The organism is Planctomycetota bacterium (assembly GCA_016125255.1).
Taxonomy (GTDB): Bacteria; Planctomycetota; Phycisphaerae; order Phycisphaerales; family Zrk34; genus RI-421.
The window spans coordinates 21,625-39,436 of sequence record WGMD01000026.1; the positions used below are offsets into that span (position 1 = coordinate 21,625).

Annotated in this window: 8 protein-coding genes; all 8 read left to right on the top strand. The window is 65.1% G+C overall.

What is annotated here, in order from left to right:
• Window positions 1–57 precede the first annotated feature (57 nt).
• The 8 genes from GC162_17125 (at window position 58) to GC162_17160 (ending at window position 17,807) form a co-directional block, all read left to right on the top strand.
• Window positions 58–387 carry a hypothetical protein gene (locus GC162_17125; GenBank protein MBI1370360.1) on the top strand — a complete coding sequence of 110 codons (330 nt, stop codon included), beginning with the start codon at window positions 58–60 and terminating at the stop codon, window positions 385–387.
• A gap of 441 nt (window positions 388–828) precedes the next feature.
• Window positions 829–2,439 (top strand): solute:sodium symporter family transporter, encoded by a 1,611-nt coding sequence (locus GC162_17130; protein MBI1370361.1) that lies wholly within the window; start codon window positions 829–831, stop codon window positions 2,437–2,439.
• Between the two features lie 222 nt (window positions 2,440–2,661).
• Entirely contained in the window at window positions 2,662–3,642 is a 981-nt protein-coding gene (locus GC162_17135; protein MBI1370362.1) for an AAA domain-containing protein, read from the top strand.
• An 86-nt stretch (window positions 3,643–3,728) separates the two neighbouring features.
• Window positions 3,729–4,634 (top strand): DUF58 domain-containing protein, encoded by a 906-nt coding sequence (locus GC162_17140; protein MBI1370363.1) that lies wholly within the window; start codon window positions 3,729–3,731, stop codon window positions 4,632–4,634.
• The gene (locus GC162_17145) at window positions 4,631–6,793 is read left to right on the top strand and encodes a VWA domain-containing protein (GenBank protein MBI1370364.1); all 2,163 of its coding nucleotides are present in this window, start codon (window positions 4,631–4,633) and stop codon (window positions 6,791–6,793) included. The genes GC162_17140 and GC162_17145 overlap by 4 nt, the downstream gene beginning before the upstream one ends.
• Window positions 6,793–10,119, top strand: coding sequence for a VWA domain-containing protein (locus tag GC162_17150; GenBank protein MBI1370365.1), 3,327 nt, complete (start codon window positions 6,793–6,795; stop codon window positions 10,117–10,119). Before GC162_17145 ends, GC162_17150 begins: the two co-directional genes overlap by 1 nt.
• Window positions 10,120–10,140: 21 nt before the next feature.
• Entirely contained in the window at window positions 10,141–16,674 is a 6,534-nt protein-coding gene (locus GC162_17155; protein ID MBI1370366.1) for a hypothetical protein, read from the top strand.
• Complete coding sequence (locus tag GC162_17160; GenBank protein ID MBI1370367.1) at window positions 16,671–17,807, top strand: hypothetical protein; 1,137 nt, start codon at window positions 16,671–16,673, stop codon at window positions 17,805–17,807. Before GC162_17155 ends, GC162_17160 begins: the two co-directional genes overlap by 4 nt.
• Window positions 17,808–17,812 lie beyond the last annotated feature (5 nt).

The following is a 17,812-nucleotide window of genomic DNA, read 5'->3' on the forward strand; positions in this document are numbered from 1 at the left end:
TCGCCTCGGGTTTGTCCCGATGATGCGCGTGAGGGATGTAAGGGGAATGAGCGAAGCGTGAGCGTTCGGTTAGAACGCGTCGTCGGCGGGCGGGTCTTCCAGGAGATGATGCTTGGACTGCTTGAGCTTCTTCCAGCGGTCCTTGATGCGGCGATAGGCCTCTTCGGTCCCGATCTTCCCGCCGACTTCCAGGGCGCAAATCCAACCCACCTCGGCGGCGAACTCGCGCAGATTCGACTGCATGATCATCTGCTCGGGGGTGAGGTTCTGTTCCTTTTTCATCGAGACGGGTCCTTGATCCGGCCGGGGCGAAGTTGCAACAGTCTAGCATCCCATATCGCCCCAAGCCGCTTCGGACATGAGGGGATCGCGCGGGCGTCTGGTTGAGACGGGCAATTTTCATCGGAAACGGGATCCTCATGACCGCGTCTTTTCGGGGTCCCGGCGCCTCTGCCCGGACCCCTTCGGGCATCCAACGGAAGACTAGAGTTCGATTGTTATGATTCCGTGAGGATTCTGAGCAAATTCAGAGAATTTGGTTATGAAAACGAGGAAAACTCAGATGGGATGGTCATCGAAATCGCATGGATGCATGGATATAACCTATTTTCATCATTATTTTTGTGTCAGATTTGCAAGGCGATGGCTCGATCGGGCATGAGGGCGTTGTTTAGGCATGTTGGAACGGGTGGGTCGGCCTAGTGGTAGGGGGTTTTCGCCGCGGGGGTCATCGGCTAACATCACGGCTCGGCCGCCGGCGGTTTGAGGCAATGCGGCGGCCCCGTCGTCCAGTTCACGCTCCCTTCACCCGTTCCACAAGGGGTCGCCATGCTCATCGCGTCGTTTTTGTTTTTCACCGGTCTCGTCGCGGCGTTGACCTGGTGGCTGACCCACAAAGACGACCACGGCTCGTCCACCGGCTACTTCCTGGCCGGCCGGCGGCTCGGCGGCGTCGTCATCGCCGGGTCGCTCCTGCTGACCAATCTCTCCACCGAACAGCTCGTCGGGCTCAACGGCGACGCGTACAAGGACGGACTGTGCGTGATGGCGTGGGAAGTCGTGTCCGTGCTGGCGCTGGTGGCGATGGCGCTGTTCTTCCTGCCGCGCTTTCTCAAGAGCGGCATCGCCACGGTGCCGCAGTTCCTCGAAGAACGCTTCGACCGGGGCACGCGCGACATCACCACCGTCATCTTCCTCATCGCCTACACCGCCATTCTCCTGCCCATCATTCTTTACACCGGCGCCCGCGGGCTCAACGGCATGATGGACATGCAGAAGCTCACCGGCATCGCGTCGGAAACGACCGTGGTCTGGCTCACCGTCTGGATCGTCGGCATCATCGGGTCCATCTACGCGCTCTTCGGCGGACTGCGCACCGTCGCCGTCTCCGATACGCTCAACGGCGTGGGCCTGCTCATCGGCGGGTTCATGATCACTTACTACGGCCTCGCCGCCGTCGGCAGCGGCGCAGGCGCGATCGAGGGCTATCACATGCTGCGAACCGCCGAGGCGGCGCGGTTCAATTCGATCGGCGGGCCGGGGCAGACGATTCCGTTCTGGACGCTTTTTTCCGGCGCGACGCTCTTGATGTTCTTTTACTGGACGACGAATCAGCAGATCATTCAACGTGCGTTCGCCGCGCGCAATCTCAAGGAAGGTCAGAAGGGCGTCTTGCTGTGCGGGGCGCTGAAGCTGTTGGGACCGATGTACCTGGTCCTGCCGGGCATGATCGCGTATCACCTGTACAAGGGTGACGCGACGTTCGAGCCGGTCAAGGCGTATGGCCGGCTCGTGCGCGATGTGCTGCCGGTCCCGCTGACGGGGTTCTTCGTGGCGGTCGTCGTCGGCGCGATCTTGAGCTCCTACAACTCCGCCCTCAACAGCGCCACCACGCTCTTCAGTCTCGGCATCTACAAGCCCATGTTCAAACCCGACGCGAGCGATCACCAGGTGGTGCAGTCGGGCAAATGGTTCGGGTGGATCGTCGCTGTCCTGTCCATGCTCGGCGCGCCGCTGTTGATGCAGACCGAGAGCATTTTCAGTTACCTGCAGAAGATGAACGGGCTGTACTTCATTCCGATCTTCGCCGTCGTGCTGGTGGGCATGCTCTGTCCGCGCGTGCCGGCGATCGCCGCGAAGCTCGGGCTGGTGCTCGGGTGTGTGATCATCGCCGCCGGTTATTTCGTTCCGCCGCTCGCCGAGAAGCTCAAGGTGATCAACGGCTTTCACTTCCTCGGCCTTGTGTTCGTCTTTGTGATTGTAATGATGCTCGCCATCGGCGCGATCGCCCCGCGGGCGGAAAGGTGGCGACAGAACTACTCGGGGGACGTCGATCTGACGCCGTGGGGCGGGGCGAAGCCGGTCGGCGTCGTGCTTGTTTTGATCGTGATGGCGATCTATGCGTGGTACGCCGATTTTTCGATGCTGTCGGGGAGTTGATGCTCCGAGAAATTCGAGTATTTTACTGGCGTCACGGAGGTAACGTCGGTATGATGTTTGACAACTCTATTCGGTCCCGGGTACGTTCAGGCGTACCTCCCCGAGTGGAGCCCTCCAAACCGCCTCCCGCCGACTACCCGCCAACGACAGGAGCACCCGCATATGACCGATGAACGTGGACCCGCGCAGGAAATCCCCGCCGATGACGCCAAGCGCGCTCAGATGCTCGTCGATGCGTACAACAGCATTCGCGAGCAGCTCGCCAAGATCATCGTCGGACAGGATGAAGTGATCGAGCAACTCCTGATCGCGGTCCTCGCCCGCGGTCACTGCCTGCTCGAAGGCGTGCCGGGGCTGGCCAAGACGTTGATGGTCCGTTGCCTCGCCGAGTCGATGGACCTCTCGTTCCGCCGCATTCAGTTCACGCCCGACCTGATGCCCGCCGACGTGACCGGCACGGACATCATTCAGGAAGACAAAACCACCGGGCATCGTCAGCTCGTGTTCGAGAAAGGCCCGATCTTCGCCCAGATGCTTCTGGCTGACGAAATCAACCGCACGCCCCCCAAGACGCAGGCGGCTCTGCTTGAAGCGATGCAGGAGCACAGCGTCACGATCGGCGGCAAGACGTATCACCTCGACGAGCCGTTCTTCGTCCTCGCGACGCAGAACCCCATCGAACAGGAAGGCACTTACCCGCTGCCCGAAGCGCAGCGCGACCGGTTCATGTTCCACGTCGTCGTCAGCTACCCGAGCCGGGATGAAGAGCGGATGATCGTGCAGCGGACGACGAGCCGGTTCGAAGCGCATTTGAAGCCCGTCATGACCGGGGCGCAGATCATCGCCTGTCAGGAGACGGTGCGTCGCGTGCCGGTGCCGGATCATGTGCTCGACTATGTGCTGGACCTGGTGCGCAGCGCCCGGCCGAACGAGCCGGAAACCAAGCCGTGGGTCCGCGAGCTGGTGGACTGGGGCCCCGGTCCGCGTGCGTGTCAGCAGTTGGTGCTTGGAGCGAAGGTGCGGGCGGTGCTCAAGGGCCGCTACCATGTGACGCTCGACGATGTGGAAGCGGTGGCGCTGCCTGTGCTGCGTCATCGTCTCGTGCCGACGTTCAACGCCGAGGCCGAGGGAATCACCGTCGATGCGATCATCAATCGCCTGATGCGTGAGACGCCCAAGGGCGTCGAATCGCGCGTGATCTGAGTTCGGCGCGGCGTGAAAGCGCTTCGCGCCGCGTGGATCATCAAGGTGCATGCGCGGGCGATCGCCCGCCGTGACATGGGACGCACATGGCCAAAGTCAGCGACTTCATCAGTGGACACGATCTGGGGCGGCTCTCCAATCTTCAACTGCTCGCCCGGCAGGTGGTCGAGGGCTTCTGCTCCGGTCTGCACCGCTCGCCTCACAAGGGCTTTTCCGTCGAGTTCAAGCAGCATCGCCAATACGTCGCCGGCGACGAGCTTCGCCGTCTCGACTGGAAGGCGTACGGCAAGAGCGATCGACTCTACATCCGCGAGTACGAAGAAGAAACCAATCTACGCTGCACCCTCCTTCTGGATTGCTCGGGGTCGATGGGTTACACCGGCTCCACAAGCGGGGGACTTTCCAAGCACGACTACGCCGTCCGTCTCGCCGCCTCGCTCGGCTACCTGCTCCTTCAGCAGCAGGACGCCGTCGGACTCGTGACGTTCGATACGCAGATTCGCAAATACATTCCGCCGCGCGCCCGCCCGGCGCACCTTAAGGGCATGCTCGACGAGCTTTCCGCCACGAAACCCGGCGGCGAAACCGAACTGGCCAAGGTCTTTCATGATCTGGTGCCCAAGCTCCATCGGCGGGGTCTGCTCGTGATCCTATCCGACTGCTTCGGCGCTGTGCCGGATTTGCTCAAGGCCCTCGCCCACTTTCGCCATCAGCACCACGACATCGTCATCTTCCAGATCTACGACCGCGATGAACTGGACTTCCCCTTCAAGCAGTGGACCCGCTTCGATTCGCTCGAAGACGGGGCGAACCGGTTGATGGTCGACCCGGTTCATCTTCGCCGCGCGTATCTGGAAAACCTCGAGCGATTCCGTGAAGATCTGAAAAAGGGCTGCTATCGCCATCGCATCGACCTGGTGCCGATGACGACGGACCAGCCCTACGCCGATGCGCTCGCCTCGTTCCTCGCGTTGCGGAGGAAAATGGCATGACCTTCATCAACTGGATCATGCTCGGCGGCGCGGCGGCGTTCTCGATCCCGCTCATCATCCATCTCTTCAACCGCTCGCGGTTCAAGGTGGTCCAATGGGGCGCGATGCACCTGCTCGAATCCGTCATTCGCGTCAACAAAAAGCGCGTCAAGATCGAACAACTCATCCTGCTCCTCATCCGCTGCGCGATTCCGGCGCTGCTCGCGCTGCTCATGGCGCGGCCCGTACTGACCGGTTGGCGGGCGCTGTCGGGCGATACGCCCAGCTCGACGGTCGTGCTGCTGGACAACAGCTATTCCATGCAGGCCGGGGCGACGAGCCGCACGAACTGGGACGTCGCCATCGACGAGTCGGCCCGTGTGATCGAGCGGACGAAGCGCGGATCGGATGTGTCGGTGGTGATGATGGGCGGGGGTCCGGAACCGCTTTTTGACAAGCCGGCCTTCGACACGCGCGCCCTGCTCGATCAGCTTCGCCTGCAACACGCCGGTTACGGCGCCGCGGAAATCGAAAGCGGCGTCGGCGCCGCCGCCGGCATCCTCGGCGGCATGTCGCACGCCAAGCGCGACCTGATCGTCGTCAGCGATTTCCAGAAAGCCGATTGGGCCGGCGTCGACGCCCCCGCTCGCAAGCGGCTCGCCGAGTTGGTCAAGGGCATGAATGTGCCCGCCACACTGACGTTCATGCACGTGGGCTCGGCGGAAAAGGACAATGTCGCCGTCGAGTCGCTGGACTTTTCGCGTCAGACGCTCGGCGTGGGGCAGACGCTGACCGTCCGTGCCAATCTCCGCAACTACGGCGACAAGAGCTACGAAAACCTGCGCGTCTACTTCCGGGCCGACGGCAAGGAAGAAGGCGCGTCGCAGATCGCCCTTGCCGGCGGCGAAACGGCGCAGGCACTGTTCACCATCAAGTTCGACGAGCCCGGCTCGCACGTCGTCGAAGTCCAGGCCGACGCGCCCGACCTCAAGGCCGACAACGTCTATCAGGCGGCGATCTCCGTACTCGGTCAGATTCCGGTGCTGCTCGTCAATGGCGACCCCAGCAAGCAGCCGCTGGCCGGCGAGACGGATTTTCTGGAGATCGCGCTGCAGCCCTACGCGGCGGCGGACCGGCGCGGCGAAGCCAAGCTCGCCGACCTGATCGCCACCACGACCGTCAGCTACGATCAGCTCAAGCCCGAATCGCTCAAGGATCAGCGCGTCATCGTACTCGCCAACGTCCCCCGGCTCGACGACAACATGCTCGCGGCGATCCGCACCTTCGTCAGCGCCGGCGGCGGCGTCCTGATCTTCCCGGGCAACAAGATCGACGTGAACTGGTACAACAGCGTGCTGGCCGACCCGAACAACGGGCTGCTGCCGATGCGCCTCGACGCGCTCATCGGCGGCAAGTCCGAGGGCGCGGCCTCCAACATCGTCGCCCAGCATTACGAGCATCCCGCCCTCTCGATGTTCAACGATCGGGCCAACGGGAATCTGTCGGACGGCGAGATTCGCTCGTGGTACAAGATGTCGCCGTCGGGCGCGGAGCAGCCGCTGATCATCGCGCGGCTGGAGAACGGCGACCCCCTCTTTGCCGAGAAGAAGGTCGGCGAGGGATCGGTGATCGAAGTCGCCACGTCGGCGGACGCGGACTGGAGCAATCTGCCGATGCGGCCGTTCTTTTTACCGCTCATGCAGCAGACGGTGACGTACCTGGCGACGAGCGTGGAGCCGCCGCGGAATGTCGAGGCGGGCAAGCCGCTGATCGCCTTTTTGCCGCGGGAGAAACAGAATGTGACGTATTCGATGGTGGATCCGGACGGCGTGAAGACGAGCGTCAAACCCATCGAAAAAGCCGGGCACGTCGTCGTCGAGTTCAACAATACGCACCGCCCCGGTCTTTACACGCTCAGCGCCGACAATGAGCGGCCGATTCACTTCGTGGTCAACACCTCGCGGCGCGAGTCGCAGCTCGAGCAGCTCAGCAACGAGTCGCTGGACGCCATCGCCAAAGATATGAACGCCACCGTCGTTCACACGTCTGAAGAGTACGCCAAGATCGACGGCGAGCGGCGGCACGGTCGCGAGATATGGAAAATGATGTTGCTCGGACTGCTCGGGCTTCTGTTCGGCGAGATGCTCCTTGAGCAACTGTTCGCGAAAGGCAGGGTGTAATGCGGGACCTGCGCTTTGTCGGCGACCTGACGATCTGGATCGCGCTGCCCTTGGCGATTGCGGCGGCGGCGCTGGCGTGGTGGGTGTATCGGCGTGAGACGCGGACGGGCGTGTCGCGCTGGCTGGCGTGGGGACTGCCGACGCTGCGCACGCTGGCGATCTTTCTGATCGTGCTGATGCTCGCCGGCCCGGTGCTGCATCACCGCGAGGTGATCGGCGAACTGGGCCGCGTCATCATGTTCGTCGACGCGTCCAGGAGCATGAGCGTGGACGATCAGCAGGAATCGACGGGGCGGAAGCTCCTGCTGGCGCAGCGCCGCGGCTGGGTCCCGCCGGGCACGATCGACACAGCGATGGCCGACGTGGCGGATCAGCTCGACGAGGCGCAGCGGACGGTCGCGGCGCTTCAGGGTCATGTGATCTCCGCCACGCCGCTCAAGGAAGCCGCCGGGAAATTCGCCAAGCAGGTCGGCGCGGCCGGCGGGGCGATGAACGCACTGAAGGACCGCCCGATTGCCGCGCCGCCGGCCCCGACGGGGTCGATCACGCGCGAATTGTGGTGGAACCTCGCCGGCAACGAAGTCGAGGAACTGACCGAGCGACACAAGGATCGCCTCGATCATCCCGAAAAGGTCGACACGATCAACGTCCTGGCCACGCCCCGCAACCTCGGCGACAACTACGAGCAGCGCATCCGCGGCTACATCCATCCGCCGACCAGCGGCAAGTACACGTTCTGGCTCGTCAGCGATGACAACTCCGAACTGTGGCTCTCCGACTCGGCCGACCCCTCGCGCAAACAACGCCTCAAAGCGGTCAAGAATTACGTGCCGATGGATCAATGGCCCGACGACAACCGCACCGAGGGCGTCACGCTCGAAGCCGGCAAGTCCTACTACATCGAAGTGCTGCATAAGGAAGGCACGGGCGACGACTTTGCCGCCGTCGGATGGCAACTGCCCGACGGAACAATGGAGCGGCCCATCCCCGGGTCGCGCCTTTCGCCGGTCGGCTCCGATCCCGGCGGCGGCGACCTCAAGTCGATGATCGCACGCTTCCGCGATGAGGTCATCAGTCCGGCGGAACGGCTGGCCAATCAGCCCCTCAACGATCAGAAGGCGCTGGACGAAGCGCGGGCGCAGCTTGTCACGCTCGCCGCGGCGACGGACACTTATGAGAAGCGACTGCGCGGGGGATTCGAAGATTACGCCGCCGAGGTGCTCAACGCCGGCAGCCGGGCGGCACAATCGGCGGTCGCCAAGTTCGACACGATGTCGCGCTACGCCCGCGTCGAGTCGCTCTTGCTTGATGAGCATCAGGGCCTCTTGGCGCAGTTGCGTGAGAAGCATCACGTGGAGCTGATGGGCATCGCCGGCGGCGAGCCGCATCGCATTTGGACGCAGGGCGACGCGGCCCCGGCGCCGCAGTCATTGGACCTGCCGCCGACGGGCGAGACGACCGACCTGACCAGCGGCGTCAAGAGCCGGCTCACCGCTCTGCGCGAAGGCGTCAAGAGCACACCGACTGTCGCGGACACGCCCGGCAAGGACACGGAGCGCACCGCCGTGGTGATCATCACCGATGGTCAGCACAACGACGGCCCGTCGCCGATTCATACCGCCCAATTGCTCGGCCAGCGTCAGATTCCGCTCTTTACGATCGGGCTCGGCGCGGATCATCCGCCGCATGACTTGGCGATCATGAAGGTGTTCACGCCCGAAAGCGTGTCGAAGGACGATCGGGTGCGCGGCGAAGTGATCATCGCCGATCACATGCCCGCCGGTCAGCAATTCACGCTCCGCATCGAAGAGGAAGGCCAGCCCGTCTGGGAGCAGAAGCTCACCACGCAGGACGGCGCGCTGCGGCGGATTCCCTTCGACTTCCCGATCGACAAGTTCGTCGACGCCAAGCTCAAGGACGGCGATCGGGATGTGAAGGTGCTGAGTCTGCCGATGGCGATGCAGGTGTCGATCACGCCGCTGGAGGGCGAGGTCCGCAAGGACAACAACACGGCGATGATGCACTTCACCGCCACGACGCAGGACTGGAAGATGCTCGTCATCGACGGGCGCGCCCGCTGGGAGACGCGGTACATTCGCAATCTCTTTGAGCGCGACAGCCGGTGGAAGATCAACGAGATCATTGCCGGGCCGGGCGCGAAAAATGATGTGATCAAGCAGGGCGACGAACCGGGCATGTTCCCCAAAGACGCCAAGAGTCTGTTCGCCTACGACCTGATCGTGCTGGGCGAACTTCGGCCTGGCATGCTCAGCGAGGAGGAAATGACCTGGCTGCGCGAGTTCGTGCAGAACCGCGGCGGGGGCATGATCATTCTCGACGGCCAGCGCGGGCATCTGCGCGAGTATCTTTCCTCGCCGCTGGGTGATCTGATTCCCGTCAACTGGACGAGCGCCGGCGAGTCGCATCAGGGCGAATTGCCGCAGCGGCTGGCGCCGACGGAACTGGGCTTGCAGAAGCCGGCGCTCTTGCTGGCGAGCGACCCGGCGGAGAACGGCGAGTTGTGGCACGCCCTGCCTCCCCCGCACTGGGTCGCGCCGGTACAGGTCACGCCCGGCGCCGGCGAAGTGCTGCTCGAAGCGGTGATCGGCGAGAAGAAAGAGCCCGTCATGGTCGAGCGGCGGTTCGGGGCGGGGAAGGTGATCTACCTCGGCGAAGATGAATCGTGGCGCTGGCGCTACGAGGTGGCGGACACGTATCACGCGCGGTTCTGGAATCAGCTCGCGTCCTACACGATGGAGACGCCGTATGCGGTCAGCGATCAGTTCGTGTCGATCGACGCGGGGGGGACGCGCTATCGGCCGGGGGCGTCGCCGGACCTGCGCGTGCGTCTGCGCGACGGGGACGGCAAGCCGGTGCTTCATGCCACCGCCGAGGCGGTGCTCAAGCGTGAAGGCCGCGTCATCGCCACCGTGCTTCTGGACGCCGACCCGAACCAGGGCGGCATCTTCCGCGGCAAGGCCCCGCAGCTCGGGCCCGGCGAATACGAGGTCAGCGTGCGCGTGACCGGGTTCCCGGAAGAACAGATGAAGGCCAAGACCAGCTTCGTCGTCGAGCCCGCCGAGGTCGGGGAGATGGCGACGCTCGTCTGCAATGAGGACCTGCTCAAGCAGATGTCGACGGCGGGCGAGGGCGAATTTCTGCGTGAAGAGCAGGCGGATCGGCTGCCCAAGCTGCTCGAACCGCTCAGTGCCGGACGCGTCGTCGAATCCGAGACGGCGTTGTGGCAGAGCTATTGGTGGTTCGTGCCGATTATCGGATTGCTGTCGCTGGAATGGTTCCTCCGCAAACGCACCGGGATGCTTTAAGACTCATTCAGGAGACCGACCGTGGCATTCGATTTCCATCTCGATCCGGTCACAACCCAGAAGCTTCACGACTTCGGCCGCCGCCGCCGCCGACTCATCCTGCTGCGCGGCCTCTGCGCCGGGGTCGTCAGTCTGCTTGGCGCGATGGTGCTTATCGCCATCCCCGACTATCTGTTCGTACTTTCGGACACGGTGCGCTATGTGCTCAGCGGCGCGGCCTACCTGACGGCCATCATCGCCGTGTGGATCACGTGCCTCCGCATGATCGTGCACATTCCGTCGGAGCGCCAGCTTGCGCGGCTCATGGAGACGACCGAGCCGGGGCTGCACGAGGACCTCATCTCCGCCGTCGAACTCGGCGGCAAGGACGCGGACCCGTCGGGCGACTCGGCCGAATTCCGCGGGCTCCTTCAGCAAAGCGTGGCGCAGCGCGTGCGGAGCATCAATGTGCAGGCGCTGTTGCCGTGGCATCTGGTGACATGGTGGATGCGCGGGGCGGGGATCGTGATGGCGATTTGTCTGGCACTGGTGTTCATGCCCAATTCACCCTTCGGCGTGCTGATCGCGCGGGCGATGGCGCCGGCGGCGAATCTGGCGCGCGTGTCGCGCACGCATGTGATGATCCTCGAGCCCACACCGCTGAACATCACCGTGCCGCAGGGCGACCCGGTGCGCGTGGCGGTCGAACTGGCGGGCGAGGAAGCGGACAAGGTCACGCTGGAACTGACCCGCGAGGGCAAGCCGGCGGAGCGCGTTTCGATGACCCGTCAGGAAGGCCGGCGTTTCGCCACGAACATCACGGCGGGCGAGGAGAAGATGGGCTACCGCGTGCTGGCCGGCGACGCCGTGACCGCGCGGTACACGATCAGCACCGCCCCGCGCCCGTACGTGTCGAACTTCACCAAGACGTTCAAGTACCCGGCGTATACGCGCATGGAGCCGGAGACGAAAACCGAAAAGGACGGCCACCTTGAAGCGATCGCCGACACGACGGTCGATCTGAAGATGACGGCCGATCAGCCGATTTCATCGGGCGAACTGCGCATCGAGGAAGGCGCCAAGCAGACGACCGTCCCGCTTTCGATCACCAACGGCACGCAGCTTTCGGCGACGGTGCCGATGACGATGTCGGGCACGTACAAGGTGCACCTCGTGGCGGCCAACACGCAGTTCGAGAACAAGTTCAGCCCGCGCTACGAGATCATCGCGCACCCCGATCTGGTGCCGCAGGTGTCGATCACGCAGCCGACGCAGTCGCTGCTCCTGCCGCCCGATGAAATCGTCGGCCTGCGCGGCGAGGCGGAGGATGATCTGGGGCTTACCGAAGTGAATCAGATGATCCGCGTCAACAACGGGCGGTGGATCAAGATTCCCGTGTCGGGCGAGGCGGGCAAACAGGCGGCGATCGACCGGGCGTGGGACCTTTACGAACTGAAGCTCAAGGCGGGCGACAAGGTGGTCACGAAGCTCGTCGCCACCGACCTGAAGGGCAACGAAGGCGAGAGCGATCCGCTGCACATCACGGTGTCGTCGGACGGTTTCGATTCGAATCGGCTGGCGGCGTTGACCGGCAAGGCCAAGGCCGAGGCGGCGATGTGGCAGTGGCGCGGCGCGCTGTCGGCCCAGAAGAAGGCGGCGGACGAAGCGGCGGACCGCATCACCAAGAGCGACCCCGCCGACGTGCAGGCCAGCGTCTACATGGCGAACCTGCACGATGCGCTCGATCAGTCGCAGCAGGAAAGCAAGCGGGCGATGGCGACGGTCAGCGAGGCGATGAAGATGATGCGCCGCGGGGCCGATGCGCACGATCTGGCGCTGGCGCTGCGCGTCATCAGCCGGGCGGAGAACGACGAGCTACATACGGCGGCGTATTACATGGGCATGGCCGAGATGGCCAAGTCGCGCGAAGACCGCGACAAGAGCGTCCGCCGCACGCTCGAGCAGATTCGTCAGACCGCGTACCTGGCGGCGCATCTGGAGTCGCGCTTCGTCGACGTGCTGCTGGCCGAGCAGTACGCGGTGGCGACGGACGATCTGGCGAATCTGGTGCGTGATCAGCAGCGGCTTTTGGGTGACAACCCCGATCAGCTCAGGGACGATCCGGTCACGTGGAAGATCGTCAGCCGGCGCGAGGGCGTGGCGGCGAATCAGATGGGCGGGCTCGAGCAGTTGTTCACGGCGTACCGCGACCGGCTCGACAGCGGCGACGCGAATCGGCAAAAGGAACTGGCCCGCCGATTCGCCGACTACCGCAAGAAGATGGAGACGGCGATCGGCGACGGGACCAAGACGCCCGATCGCAACCTGCTGGGGCCGGCGAAGGAGCTGCGCGATTTTCTGATCAATCAGCACCGGGAGATGCGGGCCTATGCGTTCGACGCCATGACGCGTTCGATGCGCTATCGCCACGAGACGGAGGACGATGCGCGGCAGAGCTTCGAGGCGCTGTGGCGCGTGCGCGAGCAGATGGAAGTGGTGCTGCACGAAGCCAAACACGTCATGGAGGTCAGCAAGCTCAATGACGGGGCGAAGCTGGCCAGCGCGCAGGCGAAGCTGACGGAGGAGGCCAACGAACTGGTCAATCGCCGCGGGCCGCTGGCGGTCGAAGTGCTCAAGGATCGCGCGCGGATCGAAGAGTCGCGCCCCGATGCGGACCGCCGCTATATCGCCGACACGGGCAACGCCGGCCGGGCGATCGATTCGCTTTTGACGCGATTTACCTCGTCGCAGGACGATCTGGAGCATGCGGCCAAGCTCATCGACGACGTGCGCAAGCTCAATGATGCGTACCGGCTGCTCGATGCGGTCGGCGGCGTGCAGGAGATCGACACGACGGTCCGCGATCTGGGCGAACTGGAGAAGTGGAAGCAGACGACGGCGATGGCGTACACGCAGCATCCGCGCCTCTGGGACCTGTCGGACGATCAGCTCGACCGGGAAGTCCGCTGGGTGCGCGAGGCGCAGGGCAATCTGGATGCAGTGAATCTCATGCAGCAGATTCGCGGCAAGCCGTATGCGAATCAGGTCCGTCAGGAGATGAACGAGCGCCGCCAGCAGGATCGCGAATCGCGCAAGGTGACGGAGCCGATCGGGCTTGTGAAGGCGGATGTCGATCAGGTTTTGGCGCTGCTGCGTCCGCAGACAGACGAAGCGCGGAAGGTCGTCGAGGCCCTGACGCCGAATCTGCATGAACTGATGAAGGATGTGGCGGACAAGGCGCGGAACCTTGAGAAGAAGACCGAAGAGGCGGCCAAACAGGCGCCCGAAAAGACGCCGGAGAAGGCGCATCAGGATGCGCAGGAACTGAAGCAGAAGCAGGATCAGCTGCGCAGCGACGTGGCGGACGTGGTCGATGCGCTGCGTCAGGATGCGAATCTTCAGAATCCATTCACGGAGCAGGGGCGCGAGCGGGCGCGCGATGCGGACGATGCGACGGCGATGGTGCGCGAGCCGACGAACAAGGCGCAGCAGGCCGTCGAACAGGCGCAGGCGACGCCCAAGCAGGAAGAGCAGGCGGCCGCGCTCAATGAGGCGGCCCAGCAGCAGGAGAAGCTTGCCAAGACGCTCGATCAGCTTGCCGAGCATTTTGAGAAACTCGAGAAGGGCGAGTCGGTGGCGGACAGCCGGGCGGAACTGCGGGCGCAGGAGCGCGAGCTGGGCATCGATCAGGGGCTCAACGAGCAGTATGAGCAGACGCAGCGGCTGGCGGAATTGTCGCAGCTTAATCAGCAGGATCTGCTCAAGGCGCTGGAACAGGAACTGAAGCAGAATCGCCCGATGCAGCACGAGCTGAGCGAGATCAGCCGCGAAACGCTTGAGCAGGCGAAGCAGGAACTCAATCAGGCGGCCAATGCCGAGAAGCAGCAGAACAGCCAGCTTCAGAATCAGGCCAAGCAGCAGGATCAGCAGAAGGACCCGTTCAAGCAGCAGCTTGAGCAACTCAAGCAGCAGGCGGCGCAGCTCGCGCAGCAGCAGGTGCCGCAGGCGCAGCAGGCGGCCCAGCAGGCGGGGACGGATCAGAAGCCGCTCGCCGAGGCGCAGAAGCAGGCCCAGCAGGCGGCGGATCAGTTGCCGGCCAATGCGGATCAGTCGGCGGCGCAGCTTTCCAAGCAGCTCGCGTCGCAGGTCGAGCCGCTCAAACAAGCGGCGCAGCAGCTTCAGGAAGCGGCGCAGGATGCAGCCCGGGCGCAGATGACCCCGGCGCAGCAGGCGGCGAGCGCAGCACAGGAAGCGGCGCAGGCGGCGCGCGAAGCGGCGAACATCGCCCAGCAGGCGGCGGCCAAGTCGCAGAATGCCGCGCAGCAGGTGGCGCAGGCCAAACCGAATACGCCGCAGGCGCAGGCGGCGCAGCAGTCCGCTCAGCAGTCGCAGCAATCGGCGCAGAAGGCGCAGCAGGCGGCGAACGAGGCGACGAATTTGGCGAACCAGTCGCAGCAGGCGGCGCAGCAGAACAACGCCGAACAGGCGGCGCAGCAGGCGAATGCCGCGCAGCAGAAAGCGGCCGAAGCCGTGGCGGATGCCCAGCAGGCGGCGCAGCAGGCCAAGCAGTCTGCGGACGCGGCGGGCGAAGCGGCGCATGACGCGCCGCAGGTTGCGGACGCGCAGCATCAGGCAGCGGCGGCGGCGCAGCAGGCGGCGGATGCGGCCCATGATGCGGGGCAGGATGTGAATGATGCGGCGGCGGACATCGCTCAGGCCGCCAAGCAGCAGCCGTCGGCCGGTCAGGAAGCGGGCGAGGCGGCGAAGGCCGTGGCGCAGGCGGCCAAGCAAGCGGCGCAGCAGGCCCAGCAGGCGGCGCAGGCCGCGCAGAACGCGGCCAATCAGGTGGCGCAGGCCCAGCCCAACACGCCGCAGGCGCAGAATGCCCAACAGTCCGCGCAGCACGCTCAGCAGGCCGCGGCCCAGTCGCAGCAGGCGGCGCAGAACGCCGAGAATCTCGCCAACGCCGCGCAGGCGCAGACGCAGCAGAATCAGGGCCAGGCCGCTGCTCAGTCCGCCCAGCAGGCGGCTCAGCAGGCCAATGAAGCGGTGGCGAAGGCCAACGAAGCGGCGCAGGCGGCGAATGACGTGGCCCAAGCGGCGCAGCAGGCGTCGGGTCAGGCCCCGCAGCTCGCCGACGCGCAGAAGCAGGCGGGGGAAGCCGCGCAGGCCGCACAGCAGGCAGCGAATCAGGCCGGCCAAACCGCGCAGCAGAATCAGCCCAAGATCGCCAAGGCGCAAGCGACCCAGCAGGCGCAGCAGCAGGCACAGGCCGCCGCCAATCAGGCGCAGCAGCTTGCCCAGCGTGCCGAGCAGCTCGCCAATGCGCTGGATCAGCAAGCGGTGAATAACGCGCAGCAGCTTGCCCAGGCGGCCGAGCAGCAGGCGCCGATCGGCGAGCAGGTGGCGGATGCGGGGCAGGACGTGGCCCGCGCGGCGCGGCATGAGATGCGACTCAACAACGAGCCGGTCGGTCAGGCGTTGGAGCAGGCGGCGCAGCAGATCGACAATGCCGCACAGCAGGCCGTGCCGCAGGCGCAGCAGCAGCTTGCCAACGCCGGACAGGCCGCCGACGCGCAGCCGGCCGTGCAGGCGGCGCAGCAGGCGATCGAACAGGGCGCGGAGGCGGTTGGGCAGGTGCTCGATCCGTCGGCGGGGGCTCAGCCCGGTCAGGCCCCGATGACCAACAACAACGCTCAGGCCAACGGCCAGCAGCAGCCCGCCGCCGCCAATGCACAGGCGAATGCTGCGCCCAATGGTGAAGCTCCGCAGGGTCAACCCGCCGGCGCCGCTCAGGCGCAGGGCTCGCCCGCCCAAGCGCAGGCACAGACCAATGGTTCGCCTCAGCAGGGTTCGCCCGCCGGTCAGCAGGCCTCCGGACAACAGCCCGCTGGTCAGTCCGGCCAGCCCGCGCAGGCCTCCGCACAGTCGCCCGCGGGTCAGCAGCCCGCCGGTCAGCCCCAGCCCGGCCAGTCCGGTTCACCGACCGAATCCGCCGGTCATTCCCCCTTCAGTGGCGAGAGCGCTCAGTACCTCGCCCGTGCCCTCGACCAGTTGGATCAGGCCGTGTTCAACCCGCAGTCCAATCAGGCCCAGCCCGGCTCGCAAGCGTCCGACTCGCTCGCTCAGGCCGCTCAGCAGCAGGGCCAGCCCGGTCAGCAGGCCCAGGGCCAAGGCCAGCCCAACGGGCAGTCGCAGCCCGGTCAGCCCGGCCAGTCATCGCAGTCCGCGCAGGGCCAGTCCGCCTCCGACGCGCTGGCTCAGGCGGCGGCGGCGCAGGCGGCGGCCATGGCGGCGTCGCGGCAGAAGGGCATGGTCCCCGGCGAAAATCCGCTCTCGCAGGGCTTCGTTGAAGAATCGATCGGCGGCGCCACGACCAACGCCGGCGACATTCCCTATCAGGACCTCGCGGCCGTCAAGGCGATGACCGATGCGGACTGGGGCAAGCTCCCGCCGCAGCTCGCCAAGGACCTGATGGAAGGCCGGCGCGAAGCGGTCGGCGGCGAATATCGCAACATGGTCGAAACCTACTTCCGCGTCATCGCCGAACGCGCTCGTCAGAACAAGGGCAAATGATGCAACGCACGCTATCGCTCATCACGATCATCGCCCTCATGAGTCTGCCGCTCTCAACCGGCCGGCTCCTTGCCGCCGACGCCAAGCCCGCTCCCGCGTCCGAGCCGTCGAGCGATCTGACCCGCCCCTTCGCGCATGACAAGACCGATCACGCCGTCGACAAGGCGATCGAATATCTCCTGAGCCAGCAGAACAAGGAAGAGGGCTGGATCAGCGACGGCGGCAAGCGCAATGAAAACGCCATGACCGCGCTGGCGATCATGGCCATGGCCGCCGTCGGGCATCAGCCCACCGACCCGACGCCCGAGGGCGAAGCGATGGCTAAAGCCCTCGCCTTCATCCTCCGCGACTCACAGCAGGACGACAAGGGTTACTATGGCGGGCGCGACGGATCGCGCATGTATGGGCACGGCATCTGCACGCTGATGCTCGCGGAAATGATCGGGCAGGGCGTCGATGATGATCAGGACAAAAAGATTCGCGACCATTGCCAGAAGGCCATCGACCTCATCCTCCGCTCGCAGAAGGTGCACAAGGATGCGCGGTACGACGGCGGGTGGCGCTACAGTCCCGACTCGGGCGACTCGGATTTGTCGGTGACGGTGTGGCAGGTCATGGCGCTGCGCGCCGCCAAGAACGCCGGGCTCGATGTGCCCGCGACCGCCATCGCCGACGCCGTCGAGTATCTCAAGCGGTCGTACTACTCCGAGCAGCGCGACAAGCGGGGCAAACCGCTGGCGACCAAGAGCGGCTTCTCCTACGAGCCGGGCGGTCGGCACGGATTCGCCACGACCGCGGCGGGCCTTTTGGCCATGTGCGTCTGCGGGCAGTATGAAGCGCCGGAAGTGACCGGCTCATCCGACTGGCTCATGGACAATCCCCCGCACTGGGGCGTCGAATGGCTGCTCTATGGAACCTACTACTACGCGCAGGGCATGTACCAGCGCGGCGGCGATTACGCCCGCACCGCCCGGCAGACCGTCGAGCAGATGCTCCTTGAAAAGCAAAACTCCGAAGGATGGTGGGAGTCGTCGCACGACACGGAGCGCGGCGCCGGCCGAGTATACTGCACGTCGATGAGTCTGCTCGCGCTGGCCGTCAAGTATCACTACCTGCCGATCTATCAGCGATGAGCGGG

What these genes read in the sequence shown, in the direction of transcription:
- GC162_17135 (MBI1370362.1), top strand. Translation starts at nt 2,662, where the DNA reads ATGCTCGTCGATGCGTACAACAGCATTCGCGAGCAGCTCGCCAAGATC.
- GC162_17150 (MBI1370365.1), top strand. Translation starts at nt 6,793, where the DNA reads ATGCGGGACCTGCGCTTTGTCGGCGACCTGACGATCTGGATCGCGCTG.
- GC162_17160 (MBI1370367.1), top strand. Translation starts at nt 16,671, where the DNA reads ATGATGCAACGCACGCTATCGCTCATCACGATCATCGCCCTCATGAGT.
- GC162_17130 (MBI1370361.1), top strand. Translation starts at nt 829, where the DNA reads ATGCTCATCGCGTCGTTTTTGTTTTTCACCGGTCTCGTCGCGGCGTTG.
- GC162_17145 (MBI1370364.1), top strand. Translation starts at nt 4,631, where the DNA reads ATGACCTTCATCAACTGGATCATGCTCGGCGGCGCGGCGGCGTTCTCG.
- GC162_17140 (MBI1370363.1), top strand. Translation starts at nt 3,729, where the DNA reads ATGGCCAAAGTCAGCGACTTCATCAGTGGACACGATCTGGGGCGGCTC.